Origin of the sequence: Legionella quateirensis (genome assembly GCF_001467955.1) — a bacterium.
Taxonomy (GTDB): domain Bacteria; phylum Pseudomonadota; class Gammaproteobacteria; order Legionellales; family Legionellaceae; genus Legionella; species Legionella quateirensis.
This window is the reverse complement of sequence record NZ_LNYR01000003.1, coordinates 133,478-151,008: the sequence shown is the minus strand read 5'-3', so window position 1 is coordinate 151,008 and position 17,531 is coordinate 133,478. Positions and strand designations below refer to the sequence as shown.

Genomic DNA, 17,531 nt, shown 5'->3' with positions numbered 1-17,531 from the left:
ATAACCTTATCGCTCATCAAAATAATCCATTATGAATGTAGAACAAGAAGTATTTGATATTTTAGAGAGTTGTATTTCCTGCTTGCAACAGGCGGCCCTGAACATAGGTGGCTTTGATTTTGATAAGAATGCACAAGCAGCAATATATGCTTATTCATTATTAAGAAGGCAGCAGTTGTTTTTAATGTATCCGATTGAGAATGAAACAGTGCATTAACTGATAAAAATAAGCCAATAGAAAAGGGGTACTTTATGAACGCAATTAAAACACTCATGCTATCGATGACCTTCATGGTCGTAAGTGGAATTATTTATGCAGAGCCCGTAACACTGCCTGAAAATAACGTTAAGCTCAATCAGATACTTGCAGTTGATGCAGCAATGAATAAGGAACATGATTTCGAATATTTTAAACACGTTCTGACTGGTGGAGGACTTTATGCACTTGTTTTAGCCCTGAATACCGAGGTTCCTGACGTAGCCAAATCAGTTGAGTATGTGGCTTTGTTCAAAAAACTGGATTTAGCAAATCACCTACTGACGCAAATTTTAGATGAACTGAAAAAGAGCAATCACCTATTAAGTCAAAACATGCCCAATAAAGGAGTAGCCATGGATGAGTAAGCACTCTTTTTAAAACCGCAAAAACACGATTTATTAAATAAAAAGAATAAAAAATGAGCACAAATTGGGGCTCAGGGGATTTTTTTAACCAAAAAAGGAGAATGTGATGAACTATAGAACAGCAATGAACGATTTGAGCATTAAAGGATATCTGTATGCCAGGCAGCTGCTCCCTTTTTTAATGATTAGTTTGGCACTGTTGTGTTTGATGCCTGACTCTTGTTTCGCTGCTGAGAATCGGCTTTCTGGATTAAAAGAGGAAGTAAAGGCAACCTTTGGAGCGGATTCAGATCTTCCTTATTTTCTTTTGTTAGCAGAAGGGCTTGCAGGGGCTTATGCCTACATCAAAACCAAAAATATCGCAGTCCTTGCGGGTGTTCCGGTATTGATGGTGTTTACTCACTGGGCATTGAAATAATGGCTCGCAACTACCAAACCTTTATGCTCTCTGATGAGCCAAAAATTGCGGGTATTCCTGTTACCACAGGCCTGCCCATTTTTTTACTCACAGGAATTGGGCTTTTAACAGGACTTGCCTATCAGCTTTTTATGATAGGCGCAGCCCTAAGCGTTGCGATGCATATCAAGTATGGCGGACTGCCTCTGCGGAGTCTGTTTGCCATCGTGTACTGGTCGCTGCCTCACAGGTTAACGTCCCTTTTATTTCGAGCTTTGCCCGATTCTGCCAACCGAATTTATATCAGGTGATTTAATGGATACTTCATTTCGTGATAATGCGATTGCAAAAAACAGACTGTTATTCAAACTGACGCTGATTTGGGCGCTATCGAGTACATTTGCAATTATTGTTCTGTGCGCCTTAAATTTTTATACCTTACTGCATAAGCAGGTTCACTGGCTTCCAGTGTGCACTGGTCTTGAGTTTAGCATTGGCGATAAAGGTTATTCACCCGAATACCTGAAAGAAATGACGCAAAAAGCTGCTGACTTACGCCTGACCTACAACCCAGAGACCATTGATGCACGCTACACCATGCTGTCTCATCTGATTCCAGCGAAATACCAGGAATCGTTTTCCAAACTATTGGATGCCGAGCGAAAAACAGTACATGAAAAAAATGTAAGCTCCGTTTTTTATGCTGAAAAAGTATCCGTGGATGTCTCTAAAAATCAAGGTCAAATCGAAGGGCAATTGTATCGCACAAGCCATGGGCTTCAATTAAAGCCACAACACAAAATGTATCGAGTGCAGTTTTCATATCAATCAGGCCTTTTAAATCTTGTGTCCATTCAGGAGATACACCATGACTAACTCAATTTATGATAAAGCTAAAAAAACCATTCTTCTTATCAGTTGTTTGTGCTCAGGAATTGTTGGTGCAAGCACAGCTCCTTCGGTCATCGCTTTTGAAGAAGGAGAGCAGTTTAATCTGACCTTATCGAGTATTAACTTTAATCGTGTGTTTGTTGAAGGGGAATCGATCACTAAATTAAGTTACCCAGAGCATGCTATTACAGTAGATAAAAGTGAGATGGATAACCCTGAAAGCACCGATTCTTCGGTGTATATAAAGCCCAATTTTCAAGTTCCCATTACCCTGTTCCTAACTACAGATAAAGGACATCACGTATCACTTACCCTGACACCTGATGAATCGGTTGGAAAAACCTTAAGGCTTGTGCCGCGCGCTCAAACAAAATTGAAATTTGTGAAACTGGATACCCCTGATGCCAGTGAAGTAGATGAGGCAATGGCTGCCATGAAAGCAGGGGAGACTCCCAAAGAATTTAATGAAAAACGGGTTGTTCCACGAACTTTTTACATTAAAAAAAACATAAAGGTAACCCTTGAAAAGCAATATCAGGGTAAGCGTTTCTCAGGCTTTATCTATCGGTTAGAAAATACATCAAATCATGAACTAGCGCTTACAACAGCCTTATTTGCCCATAAGGACGCAGAATCCCTGTCATTAAGTGAAGAGGAACTTCCTCCCAAAAAAATCGCTTATTTATACGGGTTATACAGCAATCAGGGATAAATCAGACGCTGCTTAAAAAGAGTTGGAAGGAGAGTAGGTAATGTTTAAAAAAATAAAACGATGGCTGACGCTAAAGCCTCAAAACGCCAATAAACTGGCTAAAAAGGAACAATTGAAGCACGCGGCCATTTTATTACTAGTGGGTGGCGCATCCTATGGATTTTATTGTTACTCATCAGCTGAGAAAAAAAAACCAGTCCACCAGGAAGAAGCTCCGTTCGAGAGTATTTTTGAAAGTACTTTTAATCAGGGCAGTGACGAAGCACTCCTTCTGCAACAGCAGCAACAAATTGATTCTTTAAAAGAGTTAGTGGCAGAACATCATAAAAATCAGCAGAAAGCAGCACCTGTGAATACAGAAGATTCGGAAACAAAAGCCTTGGTACAGGCCATGAAAGAACAGCTTGCACACCTTGAAGAAGAAAATAAAAAAATGAACGAACAATTACAGGTTGCACTGGTTTCTACCCGTCAGGCAAGCCTGGTCACCGTTAGGCCGCCAACTCGTGAAGAAATGGAAGCACAGCAAAAGAAAAAGCATCTGGCAGAGCGCGAACTGCTAGCAAAATCAGGACTGGAAACAGTGCAATTTAACAACCGGAAGAAAAGAAACAAAGAAGTACGAACCGCTAAAAATTACGTTTGGGCGGGAACCTTTGTTGAAGGGGTGTTGCTGACTGGGGTTTTAGGTGATGCAGGAATAAACGGCTCAAAAAACATGGGAACTGCTTTAATCCGCCTTACCAGCGGAGGAATCATGCCCAACAACCAGCATTCTCATCTGGAAGACTGTGTCGCCCTGGTATCCACTTATGGTGATTTATCAGGAAGTTCCGTGGTGATGCATTTAGAAACACTGTCTTGCGCAGGAAACAACATCAATTTTGAACAAAAGGCCTACGGCTCTGTATTTGATTTGGATGCCATGCAGGATTTACGCGGAACTTCCATTTTAAAAACAAAACCTCTGTTAACCTATTCGGCAGCGGCAGGCATGCTGGCAGGATTTGGTGATGGGTTAAAGAATTTAAATACCGCTCAAACAATCAATCCCGGGGCTGGCACCATTACAACCTATGGGCAGGCATCAACCCTTGCTCAATCGGCTGCTGGTGGTGCGCTTAGTAATCCTGCCAATCGTATTTCAGACTATGTAATGCGCATTGCTGATATTTATCATCCACTGGTTGTGGCACGTGCTGGTCGTCGTGTTTCAGTTTTATTTACTAAAGGCTTTTGGATAGACAAAGAACATCAGGTGTACGAGTCAGGACGCGCTATCAACGAAGGACATGCTCAAAACGAGTCTGGGGTTACAACCACTGTAAGCCGTGCCTATGAATTAAATACACACCCTGTGAATGGCGCTTCATTGATGCAGTCCAATAATCAAGAGCCCATGGTTCAAACCGTTAATCCAGTTGAGAATCCCCTCTTAAATCAACCAGGACAACCACCTACCCCCTTATTTTCAACCGTACAAAATGAGGAGCCACTTCATGATTAAACCTCTATTTTTATTGATTACTCTTTTCTTAGTGTCGCAGTTATCTGCCTGCTCCAAATCCATCCTGGACAATGAGGATGCCAGATGTCCCTTTGCTGACAGGGGTGGTTGTCAAAGCATGGAAATGGTGAATCGCATGGTACAGGAAAAACGCTACACACCCGATGGTCAATTCGTGCAGCAGGCAAAAAGCCAGGTTCTTTATTCAGGTTATAAGTAGGCGCCGACCAGATCACAGGAGAAAAGCCATGTTTACAAACGCTATAGAATGGGTTCAAGATACTTATGAGTTGCTTAAGGATGCCTGGAATGACAAAGAGCTAACGGACAATGAATCTGATTTTGACCTCAAGGCACATCAATATCCTTCTTTTACTGAAAAAATAGTACCTTATCAATATTTTGATGAGGAATCGAAGCTGTTTTTTAATGAATACAACGCAGGATTAATTTATCGCATTATTCCTTTAACAGGTGCGAATGAACACATAGCGGAACAACTGGATACGCTGCTGCAATCTAAAGTGTCGCATGAGTTCACCTTGCAGTTGATTTGCGTCAAACACAATCAAGTTGGGAATGATATTGAGGCGTTTACTTCCCAGTTTTCAAAAAGCGAATTTGAAAATTTAAGTCTGTTAGGAGATAACCTTAAGGCCTTTTATCAAAAAGCCGCCATCCATGGTTTTAAAACCAACACGATGCTTTCACCTCGATTAACGCATACAGATTGCTATATCGTTATTGATAAAATCAAAAAAGAATCTGAGAGTGATTTAAAAGCCTGTTTTGGTCAGTTTCGCGTTTCGTTTGAAGCATCTTTAAGTGCTGCAAAAATTGGATTCAAGCAAGCAGATGCAACTGATTTTTTGCATTTGCTTCATTTTTATCTGGATAATTGTCCTGATGTCATTACTCCACGCCCTGTTATTTATGATAAAACCAAATTACTCAAAGAGCAGGCGCTGTCTCATGACTTTGATATTGAATTTAAAAATAATGAAGTAGTGATTCAAGGGGTTAATGAATCTGGGCATGCTTATGAAACAGCCGTATCAGTTCTGACCATTGATCGCCTGCCTCGCCAATATTGTTTATGGGAGAATATTAATAATACCAGCAATATCTTTCATCCTGATAAAAGAATATCCTGCAACCACATCATCTCGGTCATCTATCTGGTTGAAGAGCAAGGACGTGCTCAGGGTAGGGCGAACCGTAAAACCCGTGATTTGGATAAAAAATCTAAAAGTGATTACGCATTAAATGTGGCGGGAACGGAGGAGCAGGCACGGGTATGGCGTACCTTTCGTGATGATTTATCCTCACAAAAGACTCGCTCTGTAAAGATGCTTTATAACGTGGTTCTTTTTTCCAGACCTCATGAGAAAGAGCGTGATGTAGAAGCTGCTCGCACAGTATTTGCGTTTAATGACATTAAACTGGCATTGTGTAAACGCATGCAATGTCCCTATTTTTTAGTCTCGATGCCATTTTTTTTCACAGGAAATCTGGTTAAGGATTTTTCTCTTCCCACAATGATGTGGCCAATTTCTTCATGGAATGCAACCCAATACATGCCCATTCTTTCTGACTGGCGCGGAGTAGGTAAGGGTATCTTGTTGCCTACCATGCGCGATCAATTTGCCTGCATCGATCCTTTCTCTGGTGTATTTGGAAGCAATTACAACATGGCTGTCACTGGAACCTCGGGCGGAGGAAAAAGCTTTTTCATTCAGATGCTGATGCTCAATATCCTGTTTAATGGCGGAGATATTTTCATTATTGATGTGGGCGGGAGCTATAGAAAACTGTGTGAGGCACTCGGTGGGACTTATCTTGAATACAGCAATTTGGCGATGAATCCCTTTACCCATGTAACGGACATTTTACGGGAAATTGATGACATCATTGCCTTGTTTGAATTATTAACCTGCCCTACCAGCGGTGCTACAGATGACGACCGAGGCACTTTAAGAGAAGCTATTTTAACCGCTTTTGGAGCAACTCAGAATCAAACGCGCATTGATGAAGTTGCAGGAGTCTTATTGTCGTTGTACGAGCACGACCGCGAAACCTATCCTACAGCGCGCATTTTGTCTAAGAACCTCCAGCGCTACTGTTCTGCCTCAGAGCATGGCAAAGCGTTTAATGAGCCATCTCAACTATCACCTGATGCCCGTATGATTGTAGTTGACTTGAAGGAAATTGAAGACAATCAAAGCATTCGTGCACCGGTTCTTCTGTCCGTTATCTCCCAATTTCAAAGACGTATGTTCAACTCAGACAGGAACAAACAAAAGATGTGCATCATTGATGAAGCCTGGTCATTTTTTACAGGAGATTCAATTGCGGTGAACTTTATTACCAAAGGCTTTCGTACTGGTCGGCGACATAAAGCATCATTTGTCACGATTACCCAGGGGATTGAGGATTATTTCGAATTTTCAGAAGCGCGAGCCGCCTGGGAAAATTCCGCATTAAAGCTTGTTTTTTTACAAGAGGAATCACCGCTTTTAGAGCATCAAAAAAAGCATGAGACTTTTTCAGACTACGAGATGACTATTCTCAAATCATTCCCAATAGCGAAAGAAGCGGGTTTTTCTCAAGTTTTGCTGCGTGCTAATGGTATTTCCTCCTTTCATCGCTTGTTTGTTGATCCGTTTACTCGCGTGCTTTTATCTTCCGATGGTGATGATTATCAGGCAGTCATTAATTATGTGGCACAGGGACTGTTATTTCTTGATGCCGTATCGCGAGTGGCAAAGGAGCATTATGGGAGGTCTTATGCGGCTTAACCAGATCAAAACCATGCACTGGGTCTTTGCAGGAATTGGCGGATTAATTGGAATTCTGGCGGGTATTTTGGTGATGTGGCCTAAGCCTTTTCCTCTTTTGGTGGTTGACATGAATCGAGCCATTGAAGCGCCTTCGGTAATGCTTGCTCGTTCCAAACTGACTCATGAAGAACAATTAAAAATAATGGAGCGCTTTTCGCGCACCCTCCCAGAAGTCATCAAGGATTATGGAGCGTCACATCGGGTAACTCTTGTGAGTGCGTCCGTATTGGCGGGTTTCAAACCGTCCCCTGTGGATGTGACGGATGAGCTTATTGCCTTGACCATAACAAGGATAAAACATGAAGCGCGCTAGTAAACGATTGTTTCTCCTTATTCTAGGTTTTTTCTGTCTACTAGAACCTGTGGGTCATGCAAAAAATATAGGTCATTATGGTCAGACATTCCCTGTCAAGGAAGAGGATATAAGGAAAGTCATTATGAACAAACTCTATGCATTGCAGCAAAGCGGTGATTTAGAGCATGTTCAGCGCGATTTAGAGCAGAAAGCCGCACGTCAGGCGATGAGGCCAACCCCTTTGGCATTGAGCACGACTCGCAAGCCTAAGACGTTTCGCATTTCACCGGCAGTGACTGTATCTCATGATGTCTGGACACCTGATGGGCACTTAATTGCAAAGGCAGGAACTCGGATCAATCCATTTGAGCGCGTTCATTTCCTTAAAACTCTGATTTTTTTTAATGCAGATGATGCAGGACAAGTTGCCTGGGTTAAAAAACATTACACCGACTTTAAGCACGTTAAATTTATTTTGACCGGCGGGGATGTTCGAGTTGCTGCAGAGCTTTTTGGTCGAATTTATTTTGATGTGAACGGCAACATTTCATCCAAACTTCACCTTCAACACGTTCCAAGCGTAGTCAGTCAGGAAGGTCTTGATTGGCAGGTCAAAGAAATAGGAGTGAACGATGAATAAACGATTCTTCTATTCGATTGTTGTGAGCTTATTCTTCATAAGTTCACTACATGCATCACAATGTAAGGGGCATTTTGTCAATCCTATAACCGACATTTGCTGGGATTGTTTGTTCCCATTAACCATTGGCTCCTCCGAAGTGGTAAAGAGCCAATATCCTGATACGAAAAACCCTGGCAATCCTATCTGCTCCTGCCCAAACAAATTACAACTTTTAGGAGTTACCATAGGTTATTGGGAACCCTTTGCGTTAGTGGATGTGACACGAAAGCCTTATTGCATGGTGAATCTTGGGGTGCAATTGCACATTAAAGATCAGGGGCTGGGTGGTTCACAAATGCCTGATACCGATGGGCGTGGCGCATTTTATTACGTGCATTGGTACAAATACCCACTGATGTATTGGCTGCAGGTACTCACTTCCATCGGCTGTATGGAGACAGAAGATTTTGATGTGATGTATTTGAGTGAACTTGATCCAACATGGAATGACTCTGAGTTTGCTTTTGTTCTTAATCCTGAAGCCACCTTATTTACCACACCGCCAGTGCGTGCGTCTTGTGCTGCAGATGCAACCAAAGCATTGGCAGGGACGGCCATGGATTCTTTATTCTGGTGCATGGGCGCTCAAGGCTCCACCTATCCTCTCAATGGTTTTGTTGCCAATCAGGCAAGTCCCATTAGTGCCGCAACGCTTCTGACAGAACGCACCGACTTTAAGCTTCATCGCCTTGGAGCAATTAAAGATTCCGTTGTTAAAGATTGGCCTGCACTTTGTAGCACTTATCGCTCTTCCATTTTACCTAAAAGCCGGTATCGCTACCAATTAGTCAACACATTACCTGATGCAAAACGCTGCCAGCCCTTTGGCCGTTCAGTCATTACCTGGGAAGCCGGACATACCTATCCTGGGGACGGGGATAATTTTGGTTTCATGATTTGGCGCAAGAGAAATTGTTGCTTTTTATAAGGAGGCCTTTCATGGCGCACTACATTAAAATCATTATTCTGTTTCTAACTGGGATTGGCGGATGCTTTGCAAACACTAATGATGAGTTAAGGCATTACCAAGAAGAAGGGGCTCACCAGGTATCAACCATTTCGAATAAGACAATTGAAACGCTAAAGCGCACGTCCTCACGGAATCAATCAGAGCATCAATTATTAATTGATACACTCATGCAACGCAGCACAGACGGTTTACAAAGCAATCAAAAACTGCAGGGGGCTGAAGGTGCCATTTTATTTGTATCCTTTTCCATGCCCGACTCACTTTTATTTGCATTAAGCGATGAAGCAGCACGGTTTCATATTCCTGTGGTCATTAATGGGTTAGTGGATGGGGATTTTAAACAAACCATAGAAACATTTAAACGCCTCAATAGTGAAGCCCAAAAGCAGCATTTAAACTTTAGGGGAATTTCTATTGATCCAGTCTGGTTTAATCAATTCCACATTACAACGGTTCCAGCGCTTGTAGTAACAGAGCCCTCCAGGTCTTGCGGTTCAGGGCAGCCCTGCGCCAATCAACCGTTTGATGTAGTGTATGGCAATGCAAGCATTAAAAAAGGACTTGAGCTCATCGTCCAGAAAGGAGACGCAGGAGCGACATTAGCGGCCACCATTTTGGAGAAAGGCCATGTTTAGAAGTATGTTGGCTATCGCCTGTATTTTTGGCTTTTGCACTTTCTCGGCTGCCAATACAACAGCCCAGGACTTTCAGAAGTTAAAAGAATACGCAAAATCTTTGGGGAATCAACCGCTGAGCGCCATGAATGAATTTAAGCCCCAGAATACCTTCAAAGACTATACGGAAACTCCCTCGCAATCGCTTCATTATCAGGGGGTTGAGACAGAAAAAACAGATTTAAGTACCTTTGCTGCCAATGCCTTACAAAATGATGCCGGTGGACATACTGTGACCGAGCATTTTGGTCAGCGCCAATTTGAAATCAATACTAAAAATGAAGCGATTAAAAACGCTAAATTAATTGAAGAAGAAAGTTATGCAATTACTCATGGACAATCTAATGAGCGAGTCAAATGTGATGAAAAGCCACAGGCTTGTGACATTAAATCGCATGAGGAAATCTGTCATACATCAAGGCAATTGCCCGAGCAGCAGTGTTTTAAAAAACGCAAAGTAACCGTGAACACCGAGCGTTTAAGTCAAAGGGCTGATTTTGAGGTTTGGGTTCATAAAAAATGGACGGGGTTCATTGCGGTTAATCTTATAACGGGTGCCATGACCAATAGCGCAGGCGGTCACTTAACCAATCCAGTGAAATTAAATCATCCCTGTGAAGAAATGAAAGCCACGGTTCACTCCATTTTAAATAATGGTGGCTCTGCTCATTGGGTGCGTGTTGTGGGACTTCCAACCTGCCAAAATGGAGGCGTAATCACTTTGTATATTTCAGATAAGTTCAGTCGCTATTACCCAATTCAGGTGGCATTGACGATTAATGCTCATTCGAAATCCTATGTGGAAGAAGAGCACTGGGATAATGAATGCGCCACTCTTGAGACAAACAACCTATGTCAAAAAACACAAGAACAGTGTACTGATTCCAATCCAACCCGTGTCATTAATGGCCTGCCTGTCACCCGTGATTGCTGGGAGCTTAATGCACGATACCAGTGCGCATCCGCTGCAGCCGATGAATGTAAAACGCAACGTGAAAAAGGATGTTTACAGGCAAGCTCGCGCTGCATATTAATGAACAATAATGCCTGCTCACTCTATGAGCAGGTATATCGTTGCGATGAGACAGTCTGCCCACAGCCTGTGCCCTGTGTGCGTGATCTCTTTTGTGCCGATGGAGACTGTACGGAACATACAGCAACTCAGAATGATGGTTTTGGAGAGGCGATGGCACCCATGGCCGTTGCAGGGGCTGCTGGCGCTGAGTTTGGTAAAACGCAAGCCACCTTATTTTCAGGCCATCCCGTGCAGTGCAAAATCTGGGTTTGGGACATTATTGATTGTTGTTCGAATGAAGGCTGGGCAGACAAGCTCCATATCGATTTGTGTCGTGAAGAAGATAAGGCTTTAGGCAAAGCCAAACTCAATTATCTGGCTCATTATGTAGGCGAATTTTGCAGTCAGAAAGATCCCATTTTTGGCACCTGTCTGGAGCACAAACGAACCTATTGTGTTTTTGACAGCAAAATGGCACGCATTATCCAGGCCGAAGGACGTTTAAGACAATTAAATCCCAATGCTTTAGGAGATGCAGAGCATACACGCTGCGCGGGGCTCAGTGTGAATGAATTACAAAGCCTTGATATGGGGCGCATCGATTTTTTAAACCCTGTCTATCCATTTCCCCAAGGACAGCCAACAAAAGAAGCAGGAATTGTAGGCGATGTCGTTTTAAATAGCCCAGATCCTTCAAAAGCCATGGATGAAATCAAACGGCGAGTCCAGAAAAAGGCGGAACAAAAATGAGATTATTCACTATTATTTTAATGTTACTTTCCATGCCGGTCATGGCTGATTTAGTAAGTCCACCCGCTCATGGGTTTCATTGGTACAGTACAGAAAACAAAGAGCCTCAGATGAAACCTGTTCAAAATCCAAAGGTGCCAAAGCCTTCGCTGACTCCTTATGAGCAGCTCATGGAAGTCCGCAAAGCCACAATGAATAAGCTCGCATCGGCATTAATTGCCCCATCATTTGATGCAACTTATGAGTACATGAAAGCCCAGCAGGTGTATGCCAAAAACAATCAGAAATTTGTCCAGTACTGGCAACAGGTGCTGTTGTCTCATCCCGAGCTGGATCATTCCTTAAATTTTCCAACCGACAATACGGCTGTGGCCATTCGCAATGATTCAATGAATCTTTTAATGGAGAGGGTAGTCAGAGAAGGGGCGAAACGTTATGGATTAATCCTTTTTTACAAAGGGAACAGTTCCATTTCGCAAAAATTCATCACTCATCTTGTGCCATTCGTCAATCTGACCCACTTTTCCATGATTTCGGTCACGACAGATGGACAACCCATTGAAGGTCTTCCTAATCCTAAAAACATACCTCTTCATGAAATACAAAAAACAATGAATTTGCAGTCACGCTACATGCCAGCACTGTTTCTTGTTGATTTAAAAACACAACAAATGTTGCCCTTGTCCTACGGTTTTGTCTCCACAACCGAATTAAAGGAACGTCTGCTGGATGTGGCGACTCATTACAAACGATACAGCTATGAGGGGTTTGAAGCATGATTGTCCGCATCATTTTTTTACTGCTTTGTTCTGTAATTAATCCATTGCACGCCAATGTCGCAGTTGAAGAACTCAATGCATTGTTATTGAAAAAGCAAGCCCCTAAAGCTTTTGCACAGAAGGAATCAGCTGAAGCTAAAGATTTATCTAAAAATTATTATTTTGCATTTATTTATCGAAGCACCTGCCCGCATTGTAAAAAATTCTCCCCTGTTTTAAAGGATTTTTCAAAAACATTTCATATTAAGGTTCGTGCTTTTAGCCTGGATGGAGAATCCCTGGATGGACTCGATACCACACCATTAACACCTGAACTTTTTCAAACGTTCTATGTATCAGGAGGGTATAAGCCTACGGTTCCCGCCTTGTTTTTAGTCAATCGACATACCCTGGAAGCCTACGCTGTCTTGTTTGGAGAGGCAACACCTTATCAGCTGGCACAAAGAGTTCATGAATTAAAGCAACACATTGAGGAGAAATTTAATGATTAGAGCTCTTGTGCTAACCGTTGTTGCGTCTTTTACTTGCGTGGCAGGAAATGGTGTTCATGCATCAGCCAGTACCGATTTAAATCATTTTTTTAATAATCTTGGTTATTCTGCGAATGTCACAGGTAGCCATTCCTATGAATCACAGGCAGCAGGATTTGCATCATTAGGTTCTGTCTATGCCAGAAATCAGGTGCGCTCCATTCAGATAGCTCACGTTGATGTACCTGGTTTTCGCTCAGGATGTGGCGGAATTGATATTTTTGCAGGTGGTTTTTCCTTTATTAAATCAGAGCAGATTGTTTCATTCATGCAGAATATTTTAAGTAACGGGGCAGGCTATGCAATGAACCTTGCACTCGAGACCGAACTGCCTGAAATTGCTCATGCCATGCAGTACATGCAAAAACTGGCAAATGATATTAATGGGACTAATTTTAATTCGTGCGAGATGGGAGAAAATCTGACTGCAGCGCTTTATCCTAAAAATAGAGCGGCACATCAGCGTTTGTGTGAGGACATCGGGCGTAATCGTAATGTATACACCGATTGGGCAGAAGCCCGACATAAATGTTCGACAGGAGGGGAGATTGAAAAACGATTGGAACAGGCAAAAAACGATTCAGAATATAAAGACAGGGCTCTTTTGAATACCAACGTAGTTTGGGATGCATTACAACTGAATGAATTCATCAAATCAGATACAGAAATTTCAGAAGTCTATATGTCGATTTCAGGAACGCTGGTATTTGATGCCAAAGGAGGGATGCAAACGTATCCCTCATTAGCGACTAATCAGGATTTTGTAAAAGCCTTGCTCTATGGAGGCAAATTACCCAGCTATAAGTGTACTGATTCGAACAAGCCCATAAAATGTGTTGCCATCAATGTGAAAGGAAGCCAGGAGATCAGCAGCAAAGACGCTCTGGTTTCTCAGGTGCAAGCCATCCTGCAGGGAGTTTATGAGAATATCAAATCAGGGACTGCGTTAACGCCCCAACAAAAAGGGTTAATTGAACTCACCCAGCCGTCCGTATTTCAGCTTATTTCAGCCAGCGCACAGCAGAATATTGGCATACAAAGCAGTTATGAGCTTGCCCAGAGTGTAGCAACGGATTTGCTTGCGCAATATCTTGCAAACTCACTTGAAGTGATTCGAGCATCCCTTGCAGGGCGTGATATAGGAAATGCCCATGAAGAAAAACTATTTAAAAATCTGCAGGTGGCACAACAATTTGTAGATAATTTTAATAGCGAATCAAGAGCGCGTTTTAATGCGGCACTGACCACCAATCAATTGGTTCAAAACAACGTGAAGCAGGCACTTAATGCCCTTAATCCCATCTTAAGACAATCCTATACTGGAGGAGCACAATGAGCCCATTGTTAATCTATACCCCACAAAATGGGATTTATTTAAAAGAGCTGCTCGATGGTATGGCCACTTTGCTTACTGAATCTACCTTTAGTACGGCGTGTGACATTATCATGATTCTATCCGTTGGTATGGTCGGTTATCAGTACGTGATGGGGAAAAAGCTCGAATCATTAACTCGCTTTATGCTGACCACCTTTTTAGTTATGTATTGCGTGCTGGGAATTAAAGTGCCTGTGGCTATTATTGACATGCAGACAGCCGAAGGAGCAGGGGAAGCCTTAACGGTTGATCATGTACCTCTAGGCGTTGCTTTACCTGCCTCATTGATTAGTGGCATGGGGTATGGAATTACGACCGCCTTTAGTGATGTATTTCGCATGCCAGATAGTCTGGAGTACAACAAAACAGGAATGATTTTTGGTGCAAGGACTTGGCTTGCAGCAACTCAGACAAGGCTCTCCATGTCGCCTGATTTGGCACAAGATCTATCGTCCTATATCCGCCAATGCGTGTTTACGGCAAAACTTTTGGCAAGCCATCAATTAAGCCCTCAAGAGCTTACCCAAAGTGCTCATCTTTCTAAAACCTATTTTGAAGAGCCATCACCCATTTATCGGGTGATTATGCATAATGGAGTCAATTTAAGTTGTGGTGATGCAGCAGCCAATTTGAAGACTCGACTACCCATTGCAGCGAAATTGGAGTTGGAACGTCTTAATCATCTGGTAACCACAGGCGCTTTAACATCACGCAACACAGACAGCAGTTCGTTGCCTGGCGAAAAGACTTTTGGTGACAGGTTGGAGGCCGCTCACAAATATTACATGAACATTACCGAAGATGCTGCCGAAACACTCACCCAAAATATCTTAATTAATGCGACCCGAGATGCCGCAGCCGATGCTTTTGCTTTCTCAGGAGCTGATGCCGCACTCATGAATTACACCAATACGGACAGCACCCAAAAAATGCACATCGCTGAAGCCAATAGCTTTTGGCTTGCAGGATTTCGCCTGCCTTACTATATGACCGTGATGTGGATGTTGACGCTGTGTATCTTTCCATTAGTCGTTTTGATTTCATTTTTTCCGACCCTGAGTAACGCTTATTTCCTGTGGGTGCAATCTCAAATCTACCTTTGGTCATGGCCGCCGATGTTTATTATTTTTCATTGGTTTGTTTCCATGGCCTCAAGTACCACCATTACTTTGTTTGGTCAAAAAACAGGAGGTGTGACCTTCTCTAATATCGATTCATTAGCCAGCATGCAAAGTAATTTTGCCTATACGGCAGGTGCATTGGCGGCAAGTGTTCCTGTTATTGCCCTGTACATCACGAAAGGATTGGGACAGATTTTGAGTACATCCTCCCAGCATTTTGGTGGTATGGCACAATCTTTGTCAGTCAGTGAAGCGCAATCTACAGCTGCAGGTAACATCTCAATGGCAAGTTACAGCGGTTGGAATATGAACTATGAAAATACCAGCGCCAATAACGTTTCGGCTAACAAGCACGATACCAATTGGACGAACATGCATGGGATGCACACGGAACAATTGGGAAGTGGTGTGCTTAAGACTACCACAAGCCATGGGGATGCTGTTTTTGACGTAAATCCTGGGATGTCACGAGGACCCGTACACATTTCAGATACAAAGGCCTTAAGCGGCTCTTTAAATCAGGCTTTTGAAGAATCCAGACAGGCTGCAGCCAATGAAAGTCAGCATTATCAAACGTCCTTGTCCAGTTTTGCGCACAGTGCCGTGCAGTTATCTAAAATGCAGGGTCATGATATGCGTTTGGGCGATGGAGTGTCGACAAGTGAATCCGGTCAATACAGCCAGGCATTATCGACCATGACGCATATTGCCTCGGATGTAGCTAAACGCGAAGGGATAAGCCAAGAGGATGCGCTGGCTCATATGACCGCTGCTGGATTAAATATCCACGCCGGAGTTGCAAGTGAAAAAAGCATGCTGGGAAGCATTGGGCGGTTTGCTTTTGGAGCAACAGGAGGTGCTGATAGCCATGCCAAGTTCGATCGGTCATCAACGAGTAGTGATCGTTACCATGAAGGAACGGACAGCAGCATATCAGCGAAGGAAGCAGAAGACTTTAATCAGGCGCTTAATTACGTGAGTCAGTTTGCCCAAAACCATCATTTTGATAACAGCCATTCGGAAGGGGCAAGCCTTTCGAATCAAATGGGTACCGATTTAAGGGAGGCGCAAACGGCAAGCCAAAACTACGATGCCTCGATGTCTAAAGCGGCTCGCATTAGCACGGCCAGGAGTTATGTGGAATCAAACTCCGATCAGATTACCACCGATCTTAATCAGGCATTTCCTGGCTTTGTGGCACACCGCATTGGAGAGAAGGCACGAGATGAATTGTATTCCAATCCTTCAGATCTGGCCTCATTAAAACAATTACAAACGCTAGCTAATGAGTTTATCAGTGAACAACGAGAAGGTTTAATCGCACAATACGGCAATGCTTCTAAAAATGCTCGGATTGACTCCTTTTATCAGGATGCAGCAAATCCATTAAGTACAAAAGAGTCACAAATGAGAGCTGACTACCACAAAAACAGTAATGCATTGGAGGATTCTGGAAAGGCTATGGGAGTTGGCATGGATGCATCAAGAGTCAAAAGTATGCAGCAAAAAATTAATAATCAGGTAGATGCGGCGGTCAATAAAACAAGCAGTGGAGGAGGGCGTTTAAAGAGTCAATACCAGCAAGCGGTTGAAACAACAAACAACGATGTAGGCGAAGGTAAAAAACTGGGGCAAACCAACGTGGCTATACCCGCCTATTTTACTAAATGGGTTGATCATCATGATAAATCAGCCCCAAAGAAGGAGCTTATCCATGAATAATGAAGAAATGAATTCACAAGAATTAAAAGAGGCCATCGCCTTGGATATAGAAATATTAAAAACCTTGGACGTGGATATTATGCCGGCCAAGGAGTATTACCAGGCGAACAGGCGTTTGTTTTTGCATGTTTTTTTTAAACTATATGGAACAATACTTCTAGGATTTTTACTTCCACTTCCTTTTTATTGGAACGTGTTGATGGTGGAGACTTCAACGCACGAGCTCATCTACATTTTTTTCTGGCTGCCATTAATGGCTCTAGGACTGTGCCTTTTTGTTTTTCTATTCATTTACAGCTCATTAAATCAATACATTTTGATTGACTATCAATTGAAACACAAACTAAGAACAGGCTCATTGATAGTAAAACAAATAAGGCGGGCTGGAACTATAGCCTATCGAATATTTGCGGGGATTGTTTTGATTCCTTCACTGTTCTTGTTTCCCAGTGCTGCCTTCTTCATATCCTTTGGCGCTTTTTTCATCAGCGGGATCTTAACGAGCATCCTTGTTGAAATGGAGCTCAATAGAATAGGCATCAGTGCGCTGTTTACTCTCATAAAGAATTATTTTGATAAGGATAAAAATGCCAGTGCGGCAATACCCTTAAAATAAAAAAAACACACCAAAAAGAATAATTTTTAAC

Annotated in this window: 19 protein-coding genes; all 19 read left to right on the top strand. The window is 42.6% G+C overall.

Annotated elements, in window-relative coordinates; genetic code table 11:
* Window positions 1–31 precede the first annotated feature (31 nt).
* The 19 genes from Lqua_RS02240 (at window position 32) to Lqua_RS02150 (ending at window position 17,500) form a co-directional block, all read left to right on the top strand.
* Entirely contained in the window at window positions 32–217 is a 186-nt protein-coding gene (locus Lqua_RS02240; RefSeq protein WP_058393350.1) for a hypothetical protein, read from the top strand.
* Between the two features lie 35 nt (window positions 218–252).
* Complete coding sequence (locus Lqua_RS02235; RefSeq protein ID WP_058464699.1) at window positions 253–624, top strand: hypothetical protein; 372 nt, start codon at window positions 253–255, stop codon at window positions 622–624.
* A 106-nt stretch (window positions 625–730) separates the two neighbouring features.
* Window positions 731–1,042 carry a type IV conjugative transfer system pilin TraA gene (locus Lqua_RS02230; protein ID WP_058464700.1) on the top strand — a complete coding sequence of 104 codons (312 nt, stop codon included), beginning with the start codon at window positions 731–733 and terminating at the stop codon, window positions 1,040–1,042.
* Entirely contained in the window at window positions 1,042–1,332 is a 291-nt protein-coding gene (gene traL, locus Lqua_RS02225) for a type IV conjugative transfer system protein TraL (RefSeq protein ID WP_021460416.1), read from the top strand. Before Lqua_RS02230 ends, traL begins: the two co-directional genes overlap by 1 nt.
* Before the next feature lie 4 nt (window positions 1,333–1,336).
* Window positions 1,337–1,897 carry a TraE/TraK family type IV conjugative transfer system protein gene (locus Lqua_RS02220; protein WP_058464701.1) on the top strand — a complete coding sequence of 187 codons (561 nt, stop codon included), beginning with the start codon at window positions 1,337–1,339 and terminating at the stop codon, window positions 1,895–1,897.
* The gene (gene traK, locus Lqua_RS02215) at window positions 1,890–2,624 is read left to right on the top strand and encodes a type-F conjugative transfer system secretin TraK (RefSeq protein WP_058472675.1); all 735 of its coding nucleotides are present in this window, start codon (window positions 1,890–1,892) and stop codon (window positions 2,622–2,624) included. Before Lqua_RS02220 ends, traK begins: the two co-directional genes overlap by 8 nt.
* A gap of 40 nt (window positions 2,625–2,664) precedes the next feature.
* On the top strand, window positions 2,665–4,131 hold the full coding sequence (locus Lqua_RS02210; RefSeq protein WP_058472674.1) for a TraB/VirB10 family protein: 1,467 nt from the start codon (window positions 2,665–2,667) through the stop codon (window positions 4,129–4,131).
* Window positions 4,124–4,351 carry a hypothetical protein gene (locus Lqua_RS02205; protein ID WP_058464704.1) on the top strand — a complete coding sequence of 76 codons (228 nt, stop codon included), beginning with the start codon at window positions 4,124–4,126 and terminating at the stop codon, window positions 4,349–4,351. The genes Lqua_RS02210 and Lqua_RS02205 overlap by 8 nt, the downstream gene beginning before the upstream one ends.
* Before the next feature lie 28 nt (window positions 4,352–4,379).
* A complete protein-coding gene (gene traC / locus Lqua_RS02200; protein ID WP_058472673.1) occupies window positions 4,380–6,929 on the top strand; it encodes a type IV secretion system protein TraC in 2,550 nt (849 codons plus the stop codon).
* Entirely contained in the window at window positions 6,907–7,284 is a 378-nt protein-coding gene (locus Lqua_RS02195) for a TrbI F-type domain-containing protein (RefSeq protein WP_058464706.1), read from the top strand. The genes traC and Lqua_RS02195 overlap by 23 nt, the downstream gene beginning before the upstream one ends.
* Window positions 7,271–7,906 (top strand): type-F conjugative transfer system protein TraW, encoded by a 636-nt coding sequence (gene traW / locus Lqua_RS02190; protein ID WP_058464707.1) that lies wholly within the window; start codon window positions 7,271–7,273, stop codon window positions 7,904–7,906. The genes Lqua_RS02195 and traW overlap by 14 nt, the downstream gene beginning before the upstream one ends.
* Entirely contained in the window at window positions 7,899–8,876 is a 978-nt protein-coding gene (gene traU / locus Lqua_RS02185; protein ID WP_058472672.1) for a conjugal transfer pilus assembly protein TraU, read from the top strand. The genes traW and traU overlap by 8 nt, the downstream gene beginning before the upstream one ends.
* Before the next feature lie 11 nt (window positions 8,877–8,887).
* Complete coding sequence (trbC, locus tag Lqua_RS02180) at window positions 8,888–9,553, top strand: type-F conjugative transfer system pilin assembly protein TrbC (protein WP_238585513.1); 666 nt, start codon at window positions 8,888–8,890, stop codon at window positions 9,551–9,553.
* Window positions 9,546–11,357 (top strand): type-F conjugative transfer system mating-pair stabilization protein TraN, encoded by a 1,812-nt coding sequence (gene traN / locus Lqua_RS02175; protein WP_058464710.1) that lies wholly within the window; start codon window positions 9,546–9,548, stop codon window positions 11,355–11,357. Before trbC ends, traN begins: the two co-directional genes overlap by 8 nt.
* The gene (traF, locus tag Lqua_RS02170) at window positions 11,354–12,136 is read left to right on the top strand and encodes a type-F conjugative transfer system pilin assembly protein TraF (protein ID WP_058464711.1); all 783 of its coding nucleotides are present in this window, start codon (window positions 11,354–11,356) and stop codon (window positions 12,134–12,136) included. Before traN ends, traF begins: the two co-directional genes overlap by 4 nt.
* On the top strand, window positions 12,133–12,627 hold the full coding sequence (gene trbB, locus Lqua_RS02165; RefSeq protein ID WP_058464712.1) for a type-F conjugative transfer system pilin assembly thiol-disulfide isomerase TrbB: 495 nt from the start codon (window positions 12,133–12,135) through the stop codon (window positions 12,625–12,627). Before traF ends, trbB begins: the two co-directional genes overlap by 4 nt.
* Window positions 12,620–14,002, top strand: a complete 1,383-nt coding sequence (locus Lqua_RS02160; protein ID WP_058472671.1) for a conjugal transfer protein TraH — start codon at window positions 12,620–12,622, stop codon at window positions 14,000–14,002. Before trbB ends, Lqua_RS02160 begins: the two co-directional genes overlap by 8 nt.
* Window positions 13,999–16,884, top strand: a complete 2,886-nt coding sequence (locus Lqua_RS02155; RefSeq protein ID WP_058472670.1) for a conjugal transfer protein TraG N-terminal domain-containing protein — start codon at window positions 13,999–14,001, stop codon at window positions 16,882–16,884. The genes Lqua_RS02160 and Lqua_RS02155 overlap by 4 nt, the downstream gene beginning before the upstream one ends.
* Complete coding sequence (locus Lqua_RS02150) at window positions 16,877–17,500, top strand: hypothetical protein (RefSeq protein WP_058472669.1); 624 nt, start codon at window positions 16,877–16,879, stop codon at window positions 17,498–17,500. Before Lqua_RS02155 ends, Lqua_RS02150 begins: the two co-directional genes overlap by 8 nt.
* The last annotated feature ends 31 nt before the right edge of the window (window positions 17,501–17,531 follow it).

Excerpts from the sequence above, each read along its gene's own strand:
- Lqua_RS02240 (WP_058393350.1), top strand. The coding sequence starts at position 32 with ATGAATGTAGAACAAGAAGTATTTGATATTTTAGAGAGTTGTATTTCC.
- Lqua_RS02235 (WP_058464699.1), top strand. The coding sequence starts at position 253 with ATGAACGCAATTAAAACACTCATGCTATCGATGACCTTCATGGTCGTA.
- Lqua_RS02230 (WP_058464700.1), top strand. The coding sequence starts at position 731 with ATGAACTATAGAACAGCAATGAACGATTTGAGCATTAAAGGATATCTG.
- traL (WP_021460416.1), top strand. The coding sequence starts at position 1,042 with ATGGCTCGCAACTACCAAACCTTTATGCTCTCTGATGAGCCAAAAATT.
- Lqua_RS02220 (WP_058464701.1), top strand. The coding sequence starts at position 1,337 with ATGGATACTTCATTTCGTGATAATGCGATTGCAAAAAACAGACTGTTA.
- traK (WP_058472675.1), top strand. The coding sequence starts at position 1,890 with ATGACTAACTCAATTTATGATAAAGCTAAAAAAACCATTCTTCTTATC.
- Lqua_RS02210 (WP_058472674.1), top strand. The coding sequence starts at position 2,665 with ATGTTTAAAAAAATAAAACGATGGCTGACGCTAAAGCCTCAAAACGCC.
- Lqua_RS02205 (WP_058464704.1), top strand. The coding sequence starts at position 4,124 with ATGATTAAACCTCTATTTTTATTGATTACTCTTTTCTTAGTGTCGCAG.
- traC (WP_058472673.1), top strand. The coding sequence starts at position 4,380 with ATGTTTACAAACGCTATAGAATGGGTTCAAGATACTTATGAGTTGCTT.
- Lqua_RS02195 (WP_058464706.1), top strand. The coding sequence starts at position 6,907 with ATGGGAGGTCTTATGCGGCTTAACCAGATCAAAACCATGCACTGGGTC.
- traW (WP_058464707.1), top strand. The coding sequence starts at position 7,271 with ATGAAGCGCGCTAGTAAACGATTGTTTCTCCTTATTCTAGGTTTTTTC.
- traU (WP_058472672.1), top strand. The coding sequence starts at position 7,899 with ATGAATAAACGATTCTTCTATTCGATTGTTGTGAGCTTATTCTTCATA.
- trbC (WP_238585513.1), top strand. The coding sequence starts at position 8,888 with ATGGCGCACTACATTAAAATCATTATTCTGTTTCTAACTGGGATTGGC.
- traN (WP_058464710.1), top strand. The coding sequence starts at position 9,546 with ATGTTTAGAAGTATGTTGGCTATCGCCTGTATTTTTGGCTTTTGCACT.
- traF (WP_058464711.1), top strand. The coding sequence starts at position 11,354 with ATGAGATTATTCACTATTATTTTAATGTTACTTTCCATGCCGGTCATG.
- trbB (WP_058464712.1), top strand. The coding sequence starts at position 12,133 with ATGATTGTCCGCATCATTTTTTTACTGCTTTGTTCTGTAATTAATCCA.
- Lqua_RS02160 (WP_058472671.1), top strand. The coding sequence starts at position 12,620 with ATGATTAGAGCTCTTGTGCTAACCGTTGTTGCGTCTTTTACTTGCGTG.
- Lqua_RS02155 (WP_058472670.1), top strand. The coding sequence starts at position 13,999 with ATGAGCCCATTGTTAATCTATACCCCACAAAATGGGATTTATTTAAAA.
- Lqua_RS02150 (WP_058472669.1), top strand. The coding sequence starts at position 16,877 with ATGAATAATGAAGAAATGAATTCACAAGAATTAAAAGAGGCCATCGCC.